This window comes from Micromonospora sp. DT53, assembly GCF_049841535.1.
Taxonomy (GTDB): Bacteria; Actinomycetota; Actinomycetes; order Mycobacteriales; family Micromonosporaceae; genus Micromonospora.
Genome location: NZ_JBNCKM010000007.1, coordinates 252,368 through 272,411, shown reverse-complemented (window position 1 = coordinate 272,411; position 20,044 = coordinate 252,368). Strand labels below are relative to the sequence as shown.

General features: G+C 72.3%; 17 protein-coding genes. 5 read left to right on the top strand and 12 right to left on the bottom strand.

The features are described 5' to 3' along the window. Positions 1 to 76 precede the first annotated feature (76 nt). The 5 genes from ACLQ3B_RS23095 to ACLQ3B_RS23075 form a co-directional block, all read right to left on the bottom strand. Positions 77 to 895: a basic amino acid ABC transporter substrate-binding protein gene (locus ACLQ3B_RS23095; protein ID WP_425782768.1), complete on the bottom strand. Its 819-nt coding sequence runs from the start codon at positions 893 to 895 to the stop codon at positions 77 to 79. Between the two features lie 185 nt (positions 896 to 1,080). Further along, complete coding sequence (locus ACLQ3B_RS23090) at positions 1,081 to 1,758, bottom strand: hypothetical protein (protein WP_425782767.1); 678 nt, start codon at positions 1,756 to 1,758, stop codon at positions 1,081 to 1,083. Between the two features lie 85 nt (positions 1,759 to 1,843). Then, positions 1,844 to 2,755 carry a sulfotransferase family protein gene (locus ACLQ3B_RS23085; RefSeq protein ID WP_425782766.1) on the bottom strand — a complete coding sequence of 304 codons (912 nt, stop codon included), beginning with the start codon at positions 2,753 to 2,755 and terminating at the stop codon, positions 1,844 to 1,846. A gap of 3 nt (positions 2,756 to 2,758) precedes the next feature. Beyond that, complete coding sequence (locus ACLQ3B_RS23080) at positions 2,759 to 3,736, bottom strand: sulfotransferase (RefSeq protein WP_425782765.1); 978 nt, start codon at positions 3,734 to 3,736, stop codon at positions 2,759 to 2,761. Continuing rightward, positions 3,733 to 5,016 carry a glycosyltransferase family 4 protein gene (locus ACLQ3B_RS23075; RefSeq protein ID WP_425782764.1) on the bottom strand — a complete coding sequence of 428 codons (1,284 nt, stop codon included), beginning with the start codon at positions 5,014 to 5,016 and terminating at the stop codon, positions 3,733 to 3,735. The genes ACLQ3B_RS23080 and ACLQ3B_RS23075 overlap by 4 nt, the downstream gene beginning before the upstream one ends. Positions 5,017 to 5,275: 259 nt before the next feature. On the opposite strand from ACLQ3B_RS23075, the gene ACLQ3B_RS23070 reads away from it, so the two are divergent. The 3 genes from ACLQ3B_RS23070 to ACLQ3B_RS23060 are packed head-to-tail and all read left to right on the top strand — an operon-like array spanning position 5,276 to position 8,482. After that, positions 5,276 to 6,238 carry a hypothetical protein gene (locus tag ACLQ3B_RS23070; RefSeq protein WP_425782763.1) on the top strand — a complete coding sequence of 321 codons (963 nt, stop codon included), beginning with the start codon at positions 5,276 to 5,278 and terminating at the stop codon, positions 6,236 to 6,238. After that, positions 6,231 to 7,010, top strand: coding sequence for a sulfotransferase family protein (locus ACLQ3B_RS23065; RefSeq protein ID WP_425782762.1), 780 nt, complete (start codon positions 6,231 to 6,233; stop codon positions 7,008 to 7,010). The genes ACLQ3B_RS23070 and ACLQ3B_RS23065 overlap by 8 nt, the downstream gene beginning before the upstream one ends. Continuing rightward, the gene (locus ACLQ3B_RS23060; protein ID WP_425782761.1) at positions 7,007 to 8,482 is read left to right on the top strand and encodes a hypothetical protein; all 1,476 of its coding nucleotides are present in this window, start codon (positions 7,007 to 7,009) and stop codon (positions 8,480 to 8,482) included. The genes ACLQ3B_RS23065 and ACLQ3B_RS23060 overlap by 4 nt, the downstream gene beginning before the upstream one ends. Here ACLQ3B_RS23060 and ACLQ3B_RS23055 read toward each other — a convergent pair. The 7 genes from ACLQ3B_RS23055 to ACLQ3B_RS23025 all read right to left on the bottom strand — a co-directional run bounded on the left by ACLQ3B_RS23055 (position 8,479) and on the right by ACLQ3B_RS23025 (position 17,878). Continuing rightward, on the bottom strand, positions 8,479 to 9,330 hold the full coding sequence (locus tag ACLQ3B_RS23055) for a sulfotransferase family protein (RefSeq protein ID WP_425782760.1): 852 nt from the start codon (positions 9,328 to 9,330) through the stop codon (positions 8,479 to 8,481). The two genes, ACLQ3B_RS23060 and ACLQ3B_RS23055, sit on opposite strands and share 4 nt — an antisense overlap. Then, entirely contained in the window at positions 9,327 to 10,907 is a 1,581-nt protein-coding gene (locus ACLQ3B_RS23050; RefSeq protein ID WP_425782759.1) for an oligosaccharide flippase family protein, read from the bottom strand. Before ACLQ3B_RS23050 ends, ACLQ3B_RS23055 begins: the two co-directional genes overlap by 4 nt. A gap of 31 nt (positions 10,908 to 10,938) precedes the next feature. Next, the gene (locus ACLQ3B_RS23045; RefSeq protein ID WP_425782758.1) at positions 10,939 to 11,955 is read right to left on the bottom strand and encodes a Wzz/FepE/Etk N-terminal domain-containing protein; all 1,017 of its coding nucleotides are present in this window, start codon (positions 11,953 to 11,955) and stop codon (positions 10,939 to 10,941) included. A gap of 24 nt (positions 11,956 to 11,979) precedes the next feature. Continuing rightward, positions 11,980 to 13,437, bottom strand: a complete 1,458-nt coding sequence (locus ACLQ3B_RS23040; RefSeq protein ID WP_425782757.1) for an O-antigen ligase family protein — start codon at positions 13,435 to 13,437, stop codon at positions 11,980 to 11,982. A gap of 180 nt (positions 13,438 to 13,617) precedes the next feature. Next, a complete protein-coding gene (locus ACLQ3B_RS23035) occupies positions 13,618 to 14,904 on the bottom strand; it encodes a glycosyltransferase family 4 protein (protein WP_425782756.1) in 1,287 nt (428 codons plus the stop codon). Positions 14,905 to 15,149: 245 nt separating this feature from the next. Then, positions 15,150 to 17,426, bottom strand: coding sequence for a catalase/peroxidase HPI (katG, locus tag ACLQ3B_RS23030; protein WP_425782755.1), 2,277 nt, complete (start codon positions 17,424 to 17,426; stop codon positions 15,150 to 15,152). Continuing rightward, on the bottom strand, positions 17,423 to 17,878 hold the full coding sequence (locus ACLQ3B_RS23025) for a Fur family transcriptional regulator (RefSeq protein WP_425782894.1): 456 nt from the start codon (positions 17,876 to 17,878) through the stop codon (positions 17,423 to 17,425). Before ACLQ3B_RS23025 ends, katG begins: the two co-directional genes overlap by 4 nt. A 198-nt stretch (positions 17,879 to 18,076) precedes the next feature. On the opposite strand from ACLQ3B_RS23025, the gene ACLQ3B_RS23020 reads away from it, so the two are divergent. After that, complete coding sequence (locus tag ACLQ3B_RS23020; RefSeq protein WP_425782754.1) at positions 18,077 to 18,484, top strand: YciI family protein; 408 nt, start codon at positions 18,077 to 18,079, stop codon at positions 18,482 to 18,484. Positions 18,485 to 18,492: 8 nt separating this feature from the next. Continuing rightward, on the top strand, positions 18,493 to 19,638 hold the full coding sequence (locus tag ACLQ3B_RS23015) for an RNA polymerase sigma factor (RefSeq protein ID WP_425782893.1): 1,146 nt from the start codon (positions 18,493 to 18,495) through the stop codon (positions 19,636 to 19,638). Positions 19,639 to 20,044: the final 406 nt, after the last annotated feature.

Here is a 20,044-nt window from a genome sequence, read left to right as displayed (position 1 = left end):
GTGCTCAGGCGCTAGACCGCTACGCGGCTCAGGCGCTAGACCGCTGCGCGGCTCAGGCGCTAGACCGCTGCGCGGCTCAGGCGCTCGGCTTCTTGCCGATCCACTTCTCGTAGATCGTGTTGTAGGTGCCGTCCTGCTTGGCCTTGGCCAGCGCCTCGTTGATCTTCTTGAGCAGCTCCGGGTTGGCGTCCTTCTTCACGGGGAAGCCGTACTGCTCGCCGGTGTCGAACTCGGCGGCCACCTCGAACCCACCCGGGTTCTTCTTCAGGTACTCGGTCCAGACCGGCAGGTCGTTGATGGCGGCCTCGACCTGGCCGTTGGCGACGGCCTGCTGCAGGGCGGCGAGGTCCTCGAACTCGACGAGCTTGAGGCCCTTCTCCGTCTCGAACTTCTTGGCGTAGTCACGACCGGTGGTGGCCGCCTGGACGCCGAGCTTCTTGCCCTTGAGGTCGTCGAGCGACTTGTACGTCTTGCCGGTCTTCACCAGCATCGCCTGGGTGGCGTCGAAGTAGGGGTCGGAGAAGTCGATCACCTTCCGCCGCTCGTCGGTGATCGTCATGCCGGCGGCGGCCGCGTCGCACTTGCCGGTGTTGAGGTCCTGGCCGGACTTGATCCCCTCGAACGGGGTGTCGATGATCGTCTGCTCGACGCCGAGCTCCTTGGCGACCAGGTCCATGATCTCGACGTCGAAGCCGGTCACCTTGCCGCTGGCGTCCTTGGACTGGAACGGCGGGTACGGCAGGTGGGTGCAGACGGTCAGCTTGCCCGCCGCGACCAGCTTGACACCGCTCGCCTGGACCTCACTGTCGTCCTTCTTCGCGCAGCCCGCGCTCAGCGCGAGGGCGGCGACGGCCACGACGAGGCCGGCCTGACGGACGGCGCTTGGGAACCTCACGGCTGTGTCCCTCCGATTCGGCTTCCATTGCACAGAAAGCCTGTCTGGTTCATAGACTTTGCGAACGCGACCGTACCCGATCCGTCCCGTCGCCCCCAGATCCCGCCGCGACCGCTCGGCCCGGGCGGCACGCCGACCGCGGCCGACCGCCGCCGGCAAACCGGACACCGGGGCAGCAAAGCGCCTCAGCCGCCGGTTCCCTCCTTCGCCCCGTCCGGCGTGAGGGCCCCTCCGTCCGGGTCTGTGTCCAGGAACACGTGCTGGTGGCCCTGGCCGGCGTCGACGCTGATCTGGTCGAGCTGGGTCGCCGCGACCGACCAGATCGTCGCCGCCTCGGCCGCCTGCCGCGCGGTGACGTCCAGCAGGGCCGCACGCTGCGCGGCCGGAACAGCGGCGGCCAGAGCGTAGGCGTCGACGGCCAGCGAGGCCTGCTGGACCGCTCCGCGCAACCCTCCGCGCGCCACGTTGGTGGCGGTGGTCCCCGACGGCGGGTCGGCGAAGGGCGCGGCCGCCTGGCGCATGACCTCCTGCCATTGGCGTGCCTTCGCCGCGTCCGGCGCACGTCCGCCGGCCGTCTCCGTCTTGAGGGCGGCCAGGACCGGGGCGACCTGGTCGCGAACACGTCGGGCCGTCTCGATCAGCTCCGCGATCTGTTGGACGTCCCGCTTCGCCTCGGCCTGCTTGATGCTCGCGATGGCCGCCTCGGTGGCGTCCGGGCGGCCCACCTGGTAGCCGACCAACCCACCCAGCAAGGCGGTGACCAGCGCGATCACGCCCGCGACAGCCGCGTAGCGCGCTGTGGGGCGGCGACCGACATTGGCCTTGTCCAACTGGTAGGAGGGTCGGCCGGTACGGCGCGCCATCGCATCTCCTCACATCGATGGTGTGGGGCCAAAGATTAACCGCCCCCGTGACGTCCGTCGATAGCGAGGACGGCGACCCCCGCCCCTAGACCGGGTAGCCCCACTCGGCCAGCGGTTTCTCCAGCACCCGTTCGACCGCGGCGAGCTGCGCCGGGCCGAGTTCGTCCCGGTACGCCTCCGCCCGACCCACGGTGAAGTCGTACCGGGAGAAGCCCTTCTCGAAGGCTGGCGACCAGCTCAGGCCGAGGAAGTCCAGCATCCGGCCCACCTGCTCGCGCGGCTGCTCGACCAGGTCCTCGTAGCGGACGTCCAGCCACTGGTCGGCCGGGTGGCGCAACCGAGCCTGCGCGAAGGCGTCCATCAGCATCTTCCAGCCCAGCGCGGCGAGCACCTGGAAGGACCGAGCCGACTCGGCCCACTCCTCCCGCAGGTCGGACGGGAGCGGGCCGTAGATCCAGTTGTCCGGCCCGCGCCAGCCGTCCCACCAGCCCATCTGGAGCCACGAGTTGGCCACCGCCCGGCCGTCGCGCACCACGTTGACCACCCGCAGATCCGGGTACGCGGCGTGCAGCAGGCCGGTGCGCGGCCATCCGGTGACGTGCTGCACCAGCTGCTGACAGCCCTGCCGCGCGACCCGCTCGTCGAAGAAGGCCCGCAGCCGCCGGGCCACGAACGGCGTCAGGTCCTCGGCCACCAGGTCCCGGCACGGTCGGGAGAATCCGGCAAGCACTTGCCTGTCGAGCAGGTGGTACGCCTCCGACGGCGCCACCCGGAGCCGGCCCCGCTCCAGCAACCGTCGACTGTGTCGCAGCGAGGTCATCCCGGCGGGGCGCGGCGCGGAGCGCCGGTAGAGCGCGCCGTTGAACCTGCCCTTGGGGTTGAGTCGGGCGAGTTTGTCGTCCAGGCCGGAGACGAAGCCGACCGCGGGATGCCGGGAGAGCAACTCCTGGACAAGTGTCGAACCGCAGCGACCGGTGCCCACCACCAGTGAGAGCATCGTTCAGCCTTCCTGCCGGGTGGCGGGTGGGGTGGCCGCCGGGCGGCGCAACGGGTAGCCGAACCGGGTCAGGGCCACGGCGGTCAGCCCGGTCACCACGGCGTACGCGCGGGTGGGGAGCCTGCTCACCCACTCCGTGTCGGCGACCACGTCGACCAGCCCGGTGCGGTGCCGCGAGGGGTTGCCGGCCACCGAGTGGGTGGGGGTGAGCCGCACCGTGGCCGGTGTCGGGAAGGGAAGCTCGTCGGCTGTCGCGCCGACGAAGGTGGCGATCCGGGCGGTGACGCCGGCCGGCTCGGCCACGAAGTCCTCGTACCGCACCCGCAGGTAGCGGCCCGGCGCGCGGCGGCGGCCACCCCACAGTCGTACGGTCGCGGTGTTCCAGACCAGCCAGAGCAGCGCGGCCTTGCCAACGGGTGGTCGGCTCATCAACTGGTCGTCGGCGGGCCCGTCCAACGGGCGTCGCCGACGCCAGGAGTACGCGGTCGCGCGTGGGTCACGCACCACGTGCAGGACGTACAGGTCGATGCCGGGCAGGCTGCCGAGCAGGGCGCCGTACGGCGGCAGCTTGGAGGAGTCGACGATGACGCCGTCCGACCGCCCGGCCAGGGCGTGCTCGGCGATCGAGGCGTAGAGCCGGGCCAGGTGCGTGTCGTCGGGGTGGCCCGCGACCGGTGGCTGCCCCCGACGCTCGCGGCGCAGCAGCGCGGGCAGTCCGCGCAGCCGCAGCCGCTGCGCCAACCGGGCGGCGATCCCGGCCGGGTCGGCGTCGGTCAGGTCGGCGCGTACCCGGGCCCAGAGCGGGCAGTCGGTCACCGGGGAGCCGCAGCCGCAGGGCCGGTTCTCCAGGATGCCGCGCCGCCACAGGTATCGCAGCTCGCCCGCCGCGAAGAAGCCCGGCACCTGTCCGAGGACCGTGGTCACCAGCGTGCTGCCACTGCGACCGCTGCCGGCGAGGTAGAGCACCCGCACCGGGCTCACCGGGCCGCTCCCCCACCGGTTGCGGCACGGCCGGCCCGCCGGCGCGACGGCAGCGCCTCGGCGGCCTCCGCGTACAGCCCACGGATCCGGTCCAGGTGCCGGTCCGGAGTGAACTGAGCGGCGATCTTCGCCCGGCCGGCCCGGCCCATCCGGTACGCGCGGTGGGGTTCGGTCAGGATGTCGGTAAGCGCGTCGCCGAGGGCGGTGGGCTCATCGGCGGTGACGATGCGGCCGTCCACGTCGGACTCGACCAGCTCCGGAAGTCCGCCCAGGTCGGTGGCGACCACCGGCACACCGCAGGCGAACGCCTCCAGCACCGCCATCGGTTGGTTCTCGTGCCACCGGGACGGGACGGCGACCACCGCCGCCGACCGGATCAGCTCGTGCAGGCGCGGCTTGTCGAGACGGCCGTGGAACCGGACCCGGCCGGGTGCTCGCCGCGTGGCGAGCGCCTCCAGCTCGGGCCGGGCCGGGCCGTCTCCGGCGACGTCCACGCCGACCCCGTCCGGCAGTGCGGCGGCCGCCTCGATCAGCACGTCGACACCCTTCTCCGGCGACAGCCGGCCGGCGAAGACGACACCTCCCCCGGGTGTCTCCTTCGCCGCGACGCCGGTCAGGTCGACGAAGTGGTTGACCACCCGCAGCCGGTCCGGGTAGACGCCCGCGCGGCGCATCACGTCGGCCAGGAACCCACTCGGGCTGACGAAGAGCTGCACCGGGTCGTACGCGTCGAACTGCCGGTGCAACCAGGACTCGACCGCGAGCAGCCCGCTGCGCGACAGCGACCCGTCCTTGCAGCGGCGGCGGGCCGCCTGCAACGGGCCACCTGTGACGCACGCCTGGCAGGGGCGACCCCGGTCCAGCAGTTGGTAGCTCGGGCAGGCGAGCTTGTAGTCGTGCATGGTCAGCACGCACGGCACACCTGCCGAGCGGGCCGCGGCGAGCACCGACGGGGAGAGCTGGTGGTAGATGTTGTGCAGGTGCAGCACGTCCGGCCGGAAGTCGTCGATCACCCGGGCCAGTCCGCGACGGCTCGTCGGTGACCACAGCATCCGGCCGACGGCCACCGCGCGGGGCCGCACCCCGCTCGGCGCCGGCTCCAACTCCACTTCGGACGGGAACCGCGCGGCGTACGGCAGCGAGGGCTCGTTCTCCGGGTGGCTCATGCCGAAGTAGGCGACCGTGTCACCCGCGGCCCGTTGCAGGTCGGCGAGATCGAGCAGATACCCCTCGGCGCCGCCACGGCGGTAGAGGAACTTGTTCACATGCAGCACGCGCATCGACTCGGCCTGCTCACGTCGATCGGGCGGTCCGGGCCCGGGGGTGATGACCGGGGGCTGCCCGCCCCGGCCAGCGCCCACGCTATGCAGGGCGGGTCGGCGAGTCCAGCTCACGTTTGGCATGGTGGCTGAACGGGTGATCTTCGTCTGCCCGTGCGGCCCGCAGCCTGGCCTCCCGCCATGATCTCCGGATAGCCTGGCTGCCGCCGGTCGCACCCGCTCCCCGATGGGCCGGGCCGGTGCCCGACGAGGAGGACCCGTGGCAGCCGACGACGAGGTCTCCGCGCTGGCGTACACCGCTCGGCGGGTCCGGCGGCATCTGCGCTGGGCGCGTACCGAGGGGATCGGACGGCTGATCGAGGAGGACCGCCTCAATCCGGTCGACCGGATCGGCACGGCCCTGGCGAAGCGGCGCTGGCGACGGCGGGCCGGCCGGACGCCCGGCTCGGCGATGCCGGTCTACCTGGTCGGTCTGCAACGCTCCGGCACGAACATGCTGGTCCGGGGCCTGGACGCCGCCGGAGAGGTCGAGGTCCGCAACGAGAACGACAGCACCCTCTTCCACCGCTTCCAACTGCGCCCGGACGCGGTGCTGACCGCCGCCGTCCAGCGCAGCCGGCACGCGTACGTCCTGATCAAGCCGCTCTGCGAGAGCCACCGGGTGGACGAGTTGCTGGCCCTGCCGGGGCTGACGCCCGGGCGCGCGCTCTGGGTCTACCGCGACGTCGACGACCGGGCCCGCTCCGAGGTCGCCAAGTTCGGTGACGCCAACCTGCGGGCAATGCGGGCGATCGCCGACGGCAGCATCGGCCGACGATGGCAGGGGCAGCGCCTCGACGCCGACACCGTCGAGTTGATCCGGGCCCACGACCCGCAACGGTTGGACCCGCACAGCGGCGCGGCGCTGTTCTGGTACGTCCGCAACTCGCTGGTCTTCCAGCTCGGCCTGGACCAGCGGGCCGACGTGCTGCTCTGCCGCTACGACAGCCTGGTCGCGGAGCCCGCCGCGCAGATCCGGCGGCTCTGCGCCTTCCTCGACTTCCCCTACCATCCCCGGTTGCACGCGCACATCGCCGCACGCGAGTCGCACGGCCCGGCGGGTCAGCGGCGGCTACCGATCGACAGCCGCGTCCGGGCTCGCTGCGACGAGTTGACCGACCGGCTCGACCGCGCCGCGGCCGACGCCCGATCCGAGACGACGAAGGCGGTCGACCGTGGCTGAGACCGGAACCCGCACCGCGCCGATCTTCCTGGTCGGGTGCCAACGGTCGGGCACCACGCTGGTGCGTCTCGTCCTGGACTCGCACTCACGGATCAGCTGCGGCCCGGAAACCCGGTTCCTGCCGGACCTGCGACGGATCGTCGGCCGGGACTGGGACCGGCTGGCCCGCTTCGGCTTCCCGCGCGAGGACTGGCTGCGCCGGATCCGGGACTTCTTCGGCGGCGTGCACGCCGACTACGCCGCCGCGCGGGGCAAGACCCGGTGGGCCGACAAGACCCCGCTGTACGCGATGTCGCTCGACTTCGTCACCGAGGTCTTCCCGGACGCCCAGATCGTGCACCTCATCCGGGACGGACGCGACGTGGTGGTCTCGCACCGCAAACGGTTCGGCTACTGGTCCGCCGTGAAGTGCGTGGTGAAGTGGCCGCGCTACATCCGCGCCGCGCGGGCGGTCGGCGCGACCCTGCCGGCGGACCGCTACTACGAGCTGCGGTACGAGCAGGCGGTCAGCGAGCCGGAGAAGGCGATGCGTGGCCTCTTCGAATTCCTCGGCGAACCGTGGGAGGACGGCATCCTCGACTACGACAGCAAGCAGCACGACGTGGCCCAGAAGTACACCACCGAAGCGGAGCGACGACGGGCCGCGGCGAGCGTCACCGCGCCGATCTACGGCTCGCGGGTGGGCAGCTACCGCCGGGAGCTCGACCCGTTCCTGCGCCTGCTGGTCTGGGTCTTCTCCGGTCCGACCCTGCGCGCCCTGGGCTACCGGTGACCCGCGCGCTCCGGCTGCGGGCGGTCGCCGCCGCCGTCGCCGCCACGCTCCTGCTCACCGCCGGCTGCACCGCACGCGACGACGCGCCGCCGCCGGCCGCCACCCCCTCGGTGCCGGCGGCACCCGGAGCCACCACCAGCACCGTGGACGGGGTGCGCAACCCGTTCGGCGCGCACTGGGACTGGTCGCGGTACCAGCAGTTCGGGCCGTACCTGCGCCGGCTCGCCGGTTCGGCGACGTACGAGGAGATCTCCTGGTGCGAGATCGAACGGACGTCGGGGCAGGCGGACTGGGCCGGGTTGGACGAGATCGCCACGCGCAGCCGGGAGCTGGGCATCACCCTGCACCTGAAGATCCGCACCGGCGTGTGCTGGGCGACCGGTGGCACCGCCCGCCACACCCGGGGCACGGCGAACAAGACCGAGTCGGCGATGCCCACCGACCTCGGCGCGTACCAGCGGTTCGTCCGCTCGGTGGTCCAGCGCTACGGCCCGTACGGGGTGCGGGAGTACGCCATCGAGAACGAGGTGAACGCGCCGAGCTACTGGGCCGGCAGCCCCGAGGACTACGCCCGGCTGGTCCGCGCCGCCGCCGAGAGCATCCGCGCGACCGACCCGAAGGCGCGGGTGGTCGACTCCGGCATCAGCAGCGTCGCGTACGGCATGGGTGTCGCCGACCGGCTGGTACGCGCCGGTCGGGTGCCCGAGGCCATCACCGCCTACCAGGCGTACTTCCAACGCCGGGTCGGCACCCGGGGGCAGCAGATCCCGGCGGTGACCGGGGAGGCGCAGCTGCGAAGGGCGCTCGGCACCGAGACCAACAGCCGCAGCCTGCGTTTCCTGGCGGTGACCGAGTCGCTGCTGACCGACCGCACCGTCGACGTCCGGCAGGTGCACTTCTACGAGCACTTCAGCGGGGTGGCCCCGCTGCTGGACTACCTGCGCGCGACCACACCACCGACGACTCCGGTCCAGGCCTGGGAGGTCGGGCAGTTCTGGCGCGACGGCGACGGTGACCCGGCCAGCCGGGCCGCGGAGATGGTCAAGACGGTCACCCTGCTGGCCGCCGGCGGGATCGGCGAGATCAGTTGGTTGCCGTTGGCGTACAACCCGAACAACGCGGCCGGCAGCGAGGTCCGCTACGGCCTGCTCGACCCGGACGGCACCGAACGCGAGGCCGGCCGGATGCTGGCGGCCCTGGCCGACGCGGCCCGGGACGCGACAGTCACCCCGTTGCCCGCCTCGGTGGCCGGCAGGCTGAACGGTGTCGCGTTCGTCCGGGGTGGATCGAGCACGCTGGTCCTCTGGTCGGCGTCGAACACGCCGGTGACCGTGCCGGCGACGCCGGGCGCGCGCACCGGGGCGGTGGGTTCCCCGCTGGGCGCGGCCGGTGGCGGCACCACCGTGACCGACGTTCCCGTCCTGCTCCGCGCCGACCAGCCGGTGGAGCGGATCCTCGCCACCGTGCGCTAGCCGGGCCAGGGGTCGGGCCAGTCGAGCAGGGCGGCCAGGCGGGCGTTGTGCGGCGCGAAGTGCTCGCCCAGCCGGTCCCGGATGGCCGGGGTCAGCTCGGAGACGCCTTGGTCGACGCGACGGGTGTGCCGGGTGAACGCCTCGGGGGTGAAGGCCGGCAGGCCGAGGAAGCGCAGGATGTCGGCGTACGTGCCCGCCGGGTCGGCGCGCAGGTCCTCGGTCCGTGCGACGTGGATCCGCTCGCGCGGGACCGCCGCGAACCACAGGTCCACCTGCTCGGCGTAGCGGCCCCGGGCCGCGTACGAATAATTGCGCAACGCCCGGTGCGCGGCGGGGCTGTCCGGGCCGCCGCGCGTCGCCCGCGCCAGCCGCTTCTCCTCCGCGTCCAGCGCGTCGGCGAAGGACAGCGGCTCGGCCCCGTACGAGCGGGTGTGCAGGTAGTGCGAGTACGCCCGCTGCACCGGGTCACGCAGCAGTGCGACGAAGCGGGCCTGCGGCAGGGTCGCCGCGACCCGGGACGGCACGCTCGGGTGGAACAGGTAGTAGGGGCTCGCCTCGAACGTGCGCTCCCCCGGGGCGAGGCGTGGGAAGTGCCCCCGGTACCACCGCTCGCCCCGACCGTGGTGGACGCTGAAGTACTGCAACTCCTTGCCGCTGGCCACCCGGACCCGGGGATGCGCGGCGAGGTGGTGGTACAGCGACGTGGTGCCGCAGCGCTGCGCACCGATCACCAGGAAGTCGGGCAGCGGACCGGGCTCTCCCGGTCGCGCCGCGCGTCCCCAGGCCCGCGCCGCGCGTACCCCCCGGCGCAGTCGGTCGGTGACCTGACGCCGGGCGACCCCGGTCACGAGCGGACCCTGGTGCGGTAGGTGTCCACACCGGCGCCATCGGCGGGGTCGACCAGAGCGCGTCGACCACCTCGGCGGGTCACCGAGCGCAGCACCATGACGTCCTCCCGGCTGAGCCCGAGGGCGAGCACCGCGGCGAGGTACACGGCCACGATCGCGGCCAGGCCGACCGCGAGCTGCGCGGTCCAGCCCTCGACCAGCCAGCGCACACCGAACCCGACGCCCATCGCGACAAGCGCGGCGACCAGGCCCTTGACCATGCCCGCCGTCACCGGCACGGTGTGCACCTGCGCGCGCACCTGCCAGACCCGGGCGATGTTCACCGCCGCCAGCGAGACCGCCCAGGCCACCGCCGCGCCGAGAATGCCGTACGCCGGGATGAGCCAGAGGTTGAGCAGGACGTTGAGCAGCAGTGCGGCGAGGTTGTCCACCATGTTTACCGACACCCGGCCGGACATGTTCAGCAGCGTCCCGCAGGGCCCGGTCGCGGCGTTGACGAGTTGGCCGAGCGCCAGCACGACAGTCACCGCCGCGCCGCCGGCCAGACCCGGCCCGCCGACCAGGCGCAGTAACTGCTCCGGGAAGACCAGCAACGCCGCGAAGGCCGGCAGTGACAGCCGCAGCACCCAACCGGTGGCGACCCGGTAGATGCGGCGTACCTCGTCCAGTCGGCCCTGGTGGTAGAGGTGCGCCAGGTGCGGACCGAACGAGGCGTTGACCGGCGCCAGCACGAACACCGCGATCGTGACCAGCCGGGTCGCCACGTGGTAGACGCCGATCGCGTCGGGACCGTAGTCGAAGAAGCCGAGCAGCAACGCGTCCACCCAGATCAGCCCGGTGGACGACAGCGAGGAGACCCAACTGACCGTGGAGAACCGGAACAGCTCGCCCGGCCGGTACGCGGGCCGGGCGGCGGGCACCCGGCGCACCATCCGGGCGAGCGCCACGAGGGCGAACCCGGCCGCGCTCCAGCTCGCCGCCACCAGCGCCCAGAACGCTCCGGTCAGGCCCGCCCCGAGGGCGAGCGCCAGCGCGGTGAGTGCCAGCCGGGCGGCCGGCTCGTAGACCTGGCCGATGAGGGCGTAGGCCCGTTGCGTGCGCCACCCCCGGGTGGCCGCCAGCGCCGCCTCGCACACGGTCGCGGCGGGCAGGCACAGCGCCACCAGCCGCAGCCCGGTGGTGAGCTGCGGGTCGTGCAGGGCGTCGGCGAGCCACGGCGCGCCGACCGCCAGACCGAGGGCGATCACCGTGGACGCCACAGCCGAGATGCCGATCCCGAGCCGGATCGCGCCCCGGAGGGCGGCCGGCTCGTCGTCGGCGAGGTGCACCGCCACGAACCGGGTCAGCCCGGCCCGGAAACCGGAGAGCGAGAGCAGCCCGAGCAGCGACAGCACGGCGTAGACCTGGGCGTACCGGCCGAGTTCGCGTACACCCAGGGCCCGGGCCAGCAACAGCATGACCAGGAAGAGCGCCACCTGGCTGAGCACGGCGCTGCCCAGGTTCAACACACCGCCGCGCGCCATGCCGCGTACCTGTTGGTCGCCGGCCTCCGGCGCGGCCGGCGGCCGGCCGGTCACCTCGCGCACCCGGCGGCCCGTTCTCCGACGGTCACGGCCGTGCCGCGGTCACGGTCTCCGCCGGCACCGAGGGAGCCGCGGCGGTCGCCGCCGGGGCCGCCGGGCGGGCGGCGGCACGACCCCGCGAGAGCAGTTCGAGTACGCCCACCAGCAGCACCCCGAGCAGCAGACCCGCGCCGCCCACCGGCAGGGCGGTGCGCACCAGCTCCGTCATCCGGCTCACCTCGTGCGCCTCGCCGATGCTCGTCACCTGCTTCGGATCGGCGGCCTGGGCCTGCGCCCGCGCCGCCTGCAACCCCTCCCGCGCCTGGGACAGGGCGTTGGTCGCCGCGTCCCGCTGGGCGAGCAGGGCCTGGTAGTCGGGGAGCTTCGGCCCCAGCTCGTCGAGCTTCTTCTGAGCGGCGGTGATCGCGGCGGTCGCGGCGTCGACACCGCGGCCGTTGCCGACCGCCTGCATGGAGAGTTGCTGCTGGCGCAGACTGGTCAGCTCGCCCAGCGTCGCCTGGTAGATCCGGTCCGGCTGGGAGACCTTGTTCGCCTTCTCCCACTCGCCGATCGCCCTGGTCGCCGCGGTGACGTCGGCGTTGGCCGCCTCGACCTCGCCGGTGGCGATGCCGACCTGGGAGGAGAAGAGGAAGGCCAACGCCCGGGTGGTGGTCGCGGTCAGCACCGGCGCGACCTTGGCCCGGTCACCGGCGGTGTACGTCACCTCCAGTTGGCTGCTGGCGCCGACCTGGGTGATGGCGAGCCCGTCGCGCAGCCGCTCCGGCGGCACCCCGGTGTCAGCGGCCACGTCGGCGAGGACCCGGGGCGAGGTGACCGCAGCGCCGAACGCCGCGACGAACTGGTTCGCCGCCTGCGTACCGCTGTACTGCGTCCCGGCCGCACCGCCGCCCACCAGGGCCGGCGCCGCCACGTACGCGGTACCGCCGAACTGCTGTGGCGCGAGCAGGACGATGGCGGCCGCGGCGCCGGTGGCGAGCACCGGCACCCCCACGAGTACCCAGAGGCGCCGCCGGGCGACCCGCAGGTAGTCGACGATCTCCACTTTTTCCCCAATGCTGTCGTTCAGTCAAACCGGGACGGACGTGCGTCGTGGCTGCTCGCCGGTCAGGTTCGGAGCCGGTGGGCGGGCGATCACGCTGGCCGCCGCGGCGAACGCGACGAAGTACCAGAGGGTGACCACGTTGGAAATGACGTTGGAGGCGGCGCTGACCGCCACGAACGCGGCGGCGCAGCCGGTGAACCCGACCGCGACGCCACGCTCGAAGCTGCCCGGAGGCGCCCGCCGCAGCGCGTTCCGGGCGGTGCGCAGGAAGGCGAACAGCATCAGCAGGTACGCCCCGAGACCGAGCAACCCGGTCTCCACGTACGCCCGCAGGAAGTCGTTGTGCGGCTTCTTCGCCTCGTCGGTCTCGCGCTGGGTCATGTTCGGCCCGATGCCGGTCACCGGATTCCGGTCGGCGAGTGTGACGATCTCGGTCCAGTAGCCGACCCGCCACGCCAGGGTGTTTCCGGTCGGGTCTCCGCCGACCGCGCGCGACGTGCCGAGTTGGGCGAACCGCTCGCCGACGGCGGGCACCAGGGCCACCCCGGCGACCGCCACCACGCAGAGGGTGACAAGCATCCGCTTGCTGCGATGCAGCGCCGCGACCACCACCAGGCCGATCGCCGCACCGAGCAGGGCACTGCGGGTGTTGGTGAGCAGCAGGAACAGCAGCGAGAGCGCCAGCAGCGCCCCGAGCGCCATCCGCAGTCGACGATCCAGGAAGCGGTACACCGCGAACCCGAAGATCACCATGAACATCAGGTAGCGGCCGAACGTGGTCGACTGGCTGAACGTGCCGCTGATCCGGGTGAAGTCGCCCTTCACCTCGGCCGGTGGGTTGCCGAGTAGCGACAGGACGACTGTGTAGCCCAGCGCCAGCACCAGCGAGGCGTAGCAGGCGAGCAGGATCCGACGGATCGCCGCGGTGTCCGGCATGAGCTGTTCCAGCACCACGAACATCACCACCACGGTGAGGATCCGCAACGCCTCCAACAGGCTGTTCGCCGGCCGGCTGGCACCCAGGGCGCTGACCACGCTGCTGGCGCCGACGAGCACCATGGCCCAGCTGAGCGGGGAGCCACGCAACCTCCCGCGCCGGCTGAGCTGTGCGGCCAGCCAGAGCCCGGCGGCGAGGAGGAACAGCACCGCGAGCAGGGTGGAAGGATCCACCGCCCGGGCGGTGCCGGCGGAGTCGGCCTGGCCGGCGCTCGGGCCGGTCAGCTTGAACAGATCGACGCAGGAACGCACCGCGAGCATCAGCAGCACGTACCCGGCGAACCGGGTCAGCGCGAGGACGGCCACCGCGATCCCCGCGACCGCCGCGAGCGGCAGCACCATCCCCCTGCGGTCACCGGCCGCCATGGAGACGCCCGCGACCACCGCCACGACCGCGGCGGCCAGCGCCGCGCCGCCGGTGAGGAGGCGGGTCGGGTCGAGCCGCCTGGTCATGAGCGGGGTGACCTGCTGCGTCTGTTGTTCCACTGGTCCCACTGAACTGAGTCGGCGCTGTCCGGCCGCTGCCGGGCGCGGCCAGCCGACGTCCTCCCGGCACAAGATCGGTTCAATCTAGCCCTGTCCCCTCGGCGGCAGAAGGGGCCGTTGCGCCGACTGCTCCGTCCTCCGCGGGGCCAATGGGCCGCTCCCCCGACGACCGTCGCACGGTCAGTCGGCGGCCGCAGCGAGTCGCGCCCTGGCCCGGCGGCTCGGCTCCGGAGCCAGGCGGAGATAGAGCCGCTCCAACTCGCGGGCGGCGGTGTCCCAGCTGTACCTGCCGGTGACCCGCTCGCCCAGCGCCACGGCACCGGCCCGTTCCGCCGGCAGGTCGGCGAGCAGCGACGTCAGCGCCCGGACCAGGTCGTCCTCGTCGCCGTCGCGGAACAACCGCCCGCCGGCGGCGTCCGACCTCAGCACCTCGACGTGCGGCGCGATGTCGCTCGCGACCACCGGCAGCCCGTACGCGGCCGCCTCCAGCAACGTCAACGGCAGTCCCTCCAACCGGGACGGTTGGACGAAGCCGGCGGCGCCGGAGTACAGCTCGGCGAGCAGGTCGCCGTAGGCGAACCCGGTGAAGACGATCCGGTCGTCCGCCCCGGCCTCACGTCGCAGCCGGTCCACGAAGTCGTCGGTGAACGACGACCCGCCGACGATCGCCAGGCGCATCGGGGTCTCGGTGCGGCGGAAGGCCCGGATCAGCAGGTCGGCGGCCTTCTCCGGGACCAACCGACCGACCAGCAGCAGGTAGCCGCCGGGGGTCAGCCCGAACCGGTCCTGGATCTGACAGGTCGGCGCCGGTCGGGCCGGGTTCACGCCGTTCGGGATGTAGGTGGTCGGGCGGCCGAACCGGGCGCCGTAGTGGGCGGCGAGCCCCTGGGAGACCGCCACCCGCTGGTGCGGGACGTACCCGCTGAACCAGTGGGCGCTGCCCAGCACCGCCCGCGCGGCGAGCCCCCACTTGCCCCGCTGGTTGTCCAGCCCGTGCACGGTCAGCACCACGCGAGCCCGGGACAGGGCGCGCGGAAGCGGGGCGACCAGGGCCGGCCCGAGCCCGTGGTAGTGCACGATGTCGGGCCGCGCGGCCATCGCCGCCACGGTCGAGGTCGCCGCGTGCACGATGGCGTCGAGGTGCTTGCTCGCGATGGTGTGGGTCTGGCGCAGCCGTACGCCCCGGTAGCCGTCCGGGGTTGTCTCACCGTAGCTCCGGCGGCAGTAGACGGTGACCTCGTGCCCGTAGCCGGCGAGCCGGCTGGCCATCTCCTCCACGTGCCGTTCGATACCGCCGTAGGTCGCCGGCATCCCCTTCTGGCCGATCATCGCGATCCGCAGCGGACGCCAGGCGGTGTCGGCGACGCCCGCCGCGGACCGCCGGCCGGGAGCCACCCGCTGCCAGGGGATCGCCGGGCTTCCGGCGTGCTGGTCCACGTCCTCGGCCTGCAGGTCGGGATGGCCCACGATGACTCCCTGCGTGACTAGGTCCGCGCCCGCCGCCCGGGCAGGTCAACACCTTGCCATGGTTGGGGCCGTCCGCCAGCTGATCGATCAGACAGAAAAATCATCCATGGGATTCGCTGTAAAGGGAATGGCAGCAGGGTGACGTCGAGGTGGACGGTACGGGTGCCGCGTCGAACGGCACACACAGAGCGACGAGCCCCGGTCGATCGCAGATGGATCGGCCGGGGCTCGTCGGTGGGTACCTGTCAGGCGATGTCGAACCGGTCGAGCTCCATGACCTTGGCCCAGGCGGCCACGAAGTCGGTCACGAACTTGTCGCGGGCGTCCTGGCTGGCGTAGACCTCCGCGAGGGCGCGCAGCTGGGAGTTGGACCCGAAGATGAGGTCGACCGCCGTGGCGGTCCACTTCACCTCGTCGGTGGCCAGGTCGCGGATCTCGTACACGTGCTCGTCGGACTTCGACGCGCTCCACCGGGTGCCCGGGGAGAGCAGGTTGGCGAAGAAGTCGTTGGTCAGCACGCCCGGCCGGTCGGTGAGGACACCGTGCCGGCTACCGCCGACGTTGGCGCCGAGGGAGCGCAGGCCGCCGATGAGGACTGTCATCTCCGGCGCGGTCAGGTTGAGCATGTAGGCACGGTCGACGAGCAGTACCTCCGGCTGGGTCTTCTCGCCAGCACGCAGGTAGTTGCGGAAACCGTCGGCGCGCGGCTCCAGGACCCGGAAGGAGTCGGTGTCGGTCTGCTCCTGGGTCGCGTCGGTGCGGCCCGCCCGGAACGGCACGGTCACCTCGACGCCGGCGTCGCGCGCCGCCTTCTCGACGGCGGCCGAACCGGCCAGCACGATCAGGTCGGCCAGCGAGATGGTCGCCCCGCCAGCGGAGTTGAACTCCTGCTGGATGCCCTCAAGGGTGCTCAGGACGGTCGCCAGCTGCTCGGGCTGGTTGATCTCCCAGCCGCGCTGCGGCTCAAGGCGGATACGTGCCCCGTTGGCGCCGCCGCGCTTGTCCGTGTGCCGGAAGGTCGCGGCCGATGCCCAGGCGGTGGAGACCAGCTGGTCGATCGTGAGACCGGACTGGAGGACCTTCGCCTTGAGGGCGGCGACGTCGGCGTCCCCCACCAGCTCGTGGTCGACGGCCGGCACCGGGTCCTGCCACAGCTGCGGCTCGGCCACCCACGGCCCGAGGAACCGCTCGATCGGGCCCATGTCACGGTGCAGCAGCTTGTACCACGCCTTGGCGAAGGCCAGCGCGAACTGGTCGGGGTTCTCCAGGAAGCGGCGGGAGATCTTCTCGTACGCCGGGTCGACGCGCAGCGACAGGTCCGTCGTGAGCATCGTCGGCCGGTGCTTCCTCGCCGGGTCGAAGGGGTCCGGGATGATCGCCTCGGCGTCCTTGGCGACCCACTGCTTCGCGCCGCCGGGGCTGGTGGTCAGCTCCCACTCGTACCCGAAGAGGATCTCGAAGAAGCGGTTGCTCCACTGCGTCGGCACGTCGGTCCACGTCACCTCGAGACCACTGGTGATCGTGTCGCCGCCCTTGCCGCTGCCGTGGGTGCTCAGCCAGCCCAGGCCCTGCGCCTCCAGCGGCGCGCCCTCGGGCTCCGGACCCACGTGGTTGTCGGCGACGGCGGCACCGTGGGTCTTGCCGAAGGTGTGGCCACCGGCGATGAGGGCGACGGTCTCCTCGTCGTTCATCGCCATCCGGCCGAAGGTCTCGCGGATGAAGTGCGCCGCCGCAGCCGGGTCCGCGTTACCGCGCGGGCCCTCCGGGTTGACGTAGATCAGCCCCATCTCGGTCGAGCCGACGCCTGCCGCCATCTCCTTCTCGGAGGCGTAGCGCTCGTCACCCAGCCAGGTGTCCTCCGGACCCCAGAAGATCTCCTCGGGCTCCCAGACGTCCTCGCGACCGAAGCCGAAGCCGAAGGTCTTGAAGCCCATCGACTCCAGGGCGACGTTGCCGGCGAGCACGAGCAGGTCGGCCCAGGAGACCTTCTGGCCGTACTTCTGCTTGACCGGCCAGAGCAGGCGGCGGGCCTTGTCCAGGTTGGCGTTGTCCGGCCAGCTGTTGAGCGGCGCGAACCGCTGACCACCGTCACCGGCGCCACCGCGACCGTCCTCGATGCGGTACGTGCCGGCGGCGTGCCAGCTCATCCGGATCATCAGGCCGCCGTAGTGGCCGAAGTCGGCCGGCCACCAGTCCTGCGAGGTGGTGAGCACCTCGACGATGTCGCGCTTGAGGGCCTCGACGTCGAGCTTCGCGAACTCCTTGGCGTAGCTGAAGTCCTCGCCCAGCGGGTTGCCCTTGGACGAGTGGGCGTGCAGCACCGAGAGGTCGAGCTGGTTGGGCCACCAGTCCCGGTTGGTGCGCGGACGACCGCCGGTCTTCGGGGTCGGCGAGTCGATCGCCGGGTTCTCACTCTCGCTGCCGTGCGCGGTCACCGAGTCGTGCGCGACCGGGCAGCCGGCCGCTGCCTTCTGGTCCACGCCCTGCGCACTGGTGGGGCCGTTGTCCTGGGTGTCGCTCATGGGCTTCCTTCCGAGCTTGCGGATCTCTGGGGCGTGCGTTCGGTCGCACAGTCGGGGCAGGTGCCCCAGTAGACGACCTCCGCCTCGTCGACCGCGAAACCGTGGTCGCCCGAGGCGGTGAGACAGGGGGCGTGGCCGACGGCGCAGTCGACGTCGGCGATGGCACCGCAGGAGCGGCACACGACATGGTGATGGTTGTCCGCGACCCGGGACTCGTAGCGGGCGGTCGCCCCGGCCGGCTGGATGCGTCGCACCAGGCCGGCGTCGGTGAGCACGCGCAGCACGTCGTACACCGCCTGGTGGGAGACCGTGGGGTGATCCGCGCGGACCAGCGCGATCACCGCGTCGGTGCCGATGTGCGGGTGGTCGCGCAGCGCCGCGAGCACCGCCAACCGGGGCCGGGTCACGCGCAACGAGGCAGCCCGCAGCTGCGCCTCGAAGTCGGACATCACGGGTACGAACACTAGCTCACTATTTTGGAACGGATCAAGTTTTGCGCCACCCGAGGTGCCCCAACGACGGACGATTCACCCGAGGTTAACCTGCGGGAGGAAAAAAACCGGACACCCGTGTCGAGAAGCGCCGACCGGCTCCGTCCCCGGAGTGAACGTGACCACGATGGGTCGCAGCCAGCATCAAGGAGCATCACGATGGCCAAGTACCTGCTGCTCAAGCACTACCGGGGGGGCCCGGCCGCGGTGAACGACGTGCCCATGGCGCAGTGGACGCCTGCGGAGATCTCGGCGCACGTGCAGTACATGCGCGACTTCGCGGCCCGACTCGAGGAAACTGGCGAGTTCGTCGACGCTCAGGCACTCGCCCCGGAGGGGACGTTCGTCAGGTACGACGGTGAGGGCCGCCCGCCGGTCACCGACGGGCCGTTCGCGGAGACCAAGGATCTCATCGCCGGCTGGATGGTGATCGACGTCGACAGCCACGAGCGGGCCGTCGAGCTGGCCGGGGAACTGTCGGCCGCCCCCGGGGCGGGCGGGAAGCCCATCCACGAGTGGCTCGAGCTGCGCCCGTTCCTGAGCGAGCCGCCCACCATCACCGAGTGACGACTCCGATGGACGAGATGCTGCTGCGGAGCCTCACGCCGAGCGTCCTCGGGATCCTCGTCCGCCGCGGAATCGACTTCGCGGCGGCCGAGGATGCCGTGCAGGACGCCCTGGTCGAGGCGGTCCGCGTCTGGGCAGCCGACCCGCCGCGCGACCCGAAGGGGTGGCTGACCACTGTGGCGTGGCGGCGGTTCCTCGACGGGGCCCGCGCCGACGCCGCTCGCCGTCGGCGCGAGGATCGCGTCGACGAGGAGCCGGCGCCCGGGCCCGCCCCCACCGTGGACGACACGCTCCAGCTCTACTTCCTGTGCGCTCACCCGTCACTGACGCCGTCGTCCGCGGTCGCGCTCACGCTGCGCGCCGTCGGCGGTCTGACCACCCGCCAGATCGCCCACGCCTACCTGGTGCCCGAGGCGACCATGGCGCAGCGCATCAGCCGGGCGAAGCGCACCGTCTCCGGGCTGCGGTTCGACCGACCCGGTGACGTCGCCACCGTGCTGCGCGTCCTCTACCTGGTCTTCAACGAGGGCTACTCCGGCGACGTGGACCTCGCCGCCGAGGCCATCCGGCTCACCCGACAACTCGCGGCCGCGATCGACCACCCCGAGGTGGCGGGGCTGCTCGCCCTCATGCTGCTGCACCACGCCCGGCGCGCTGCCCGGACCGCGCCCGACGGCAGTCTGGTGTCGCTCGCCGAGCAGGACCGCAGCCGCTGGGACACCCGGTCGATCGCCGAGGGCGTCGACATCCTGCAGGCGGCCCTCGCCCGCGACCACCTGGGCGAGTTTCAGGCTCAGGCCGCCATCGCGGCACTGCACGCGGATGCGCCGACCGCCGCCGAGACCGACTGGGTGCAGATCGTGGAGTGGTACGACGAACTCGCGCGCCTGACCGGGAACCCGGTCGTCCGACTCAACCGCGCGGTGGCGGTCGGTGAGGCCGACGGCCCCCGGGCCGGCCTGTCGGCGCTCGCGGCGGTGGACGACGCGCTGCCCCGGTACACGGCGGTGGCGGCGTACCTGCACGAGCGCGACGGCAACGTCGTGACGGCGGCGCGGCTGTACGCCGAGGCGGCCCAGCAGGCCCCCAACCTCGCCGAACGTGACCACCTGACCCGCCAGGCCGCCCGGCTCAACGCCCTCGGGCGTCGCTGACCGATCGGGATCGGGAGCGCCCGCCCCGGATCGCCTGCCACAGCCGGCGCATGTGGTCCGGAAAGTCTCCGGAAATTTCGGCGATCGCCACTCGGCCCGTGATCCGTCATCGAGACCGCGCCGGGACCGCCCTGCACTCTGATCGACTACTGACCTGGATGGATGCCGCTCGGTGACGACAGCAGTGTTGCCACCCTGTTTCCGAAAATTGTTGACAAGGCGACAGCCGGGTTAATACGGTCGCCATCGACGGCGTTCGATTGTCGTCAGCACCAGCCACCACGACCCACTCCTCCGGTCGCCGTGCAGGACGACCGGCCCACCACCACCGAGCGGTACGACGCCGTGGCCGTCCCCCGACCACCGGCAGCCTGCCGAGGCGTACCGCGCCGCTGGCCCCCGCCAG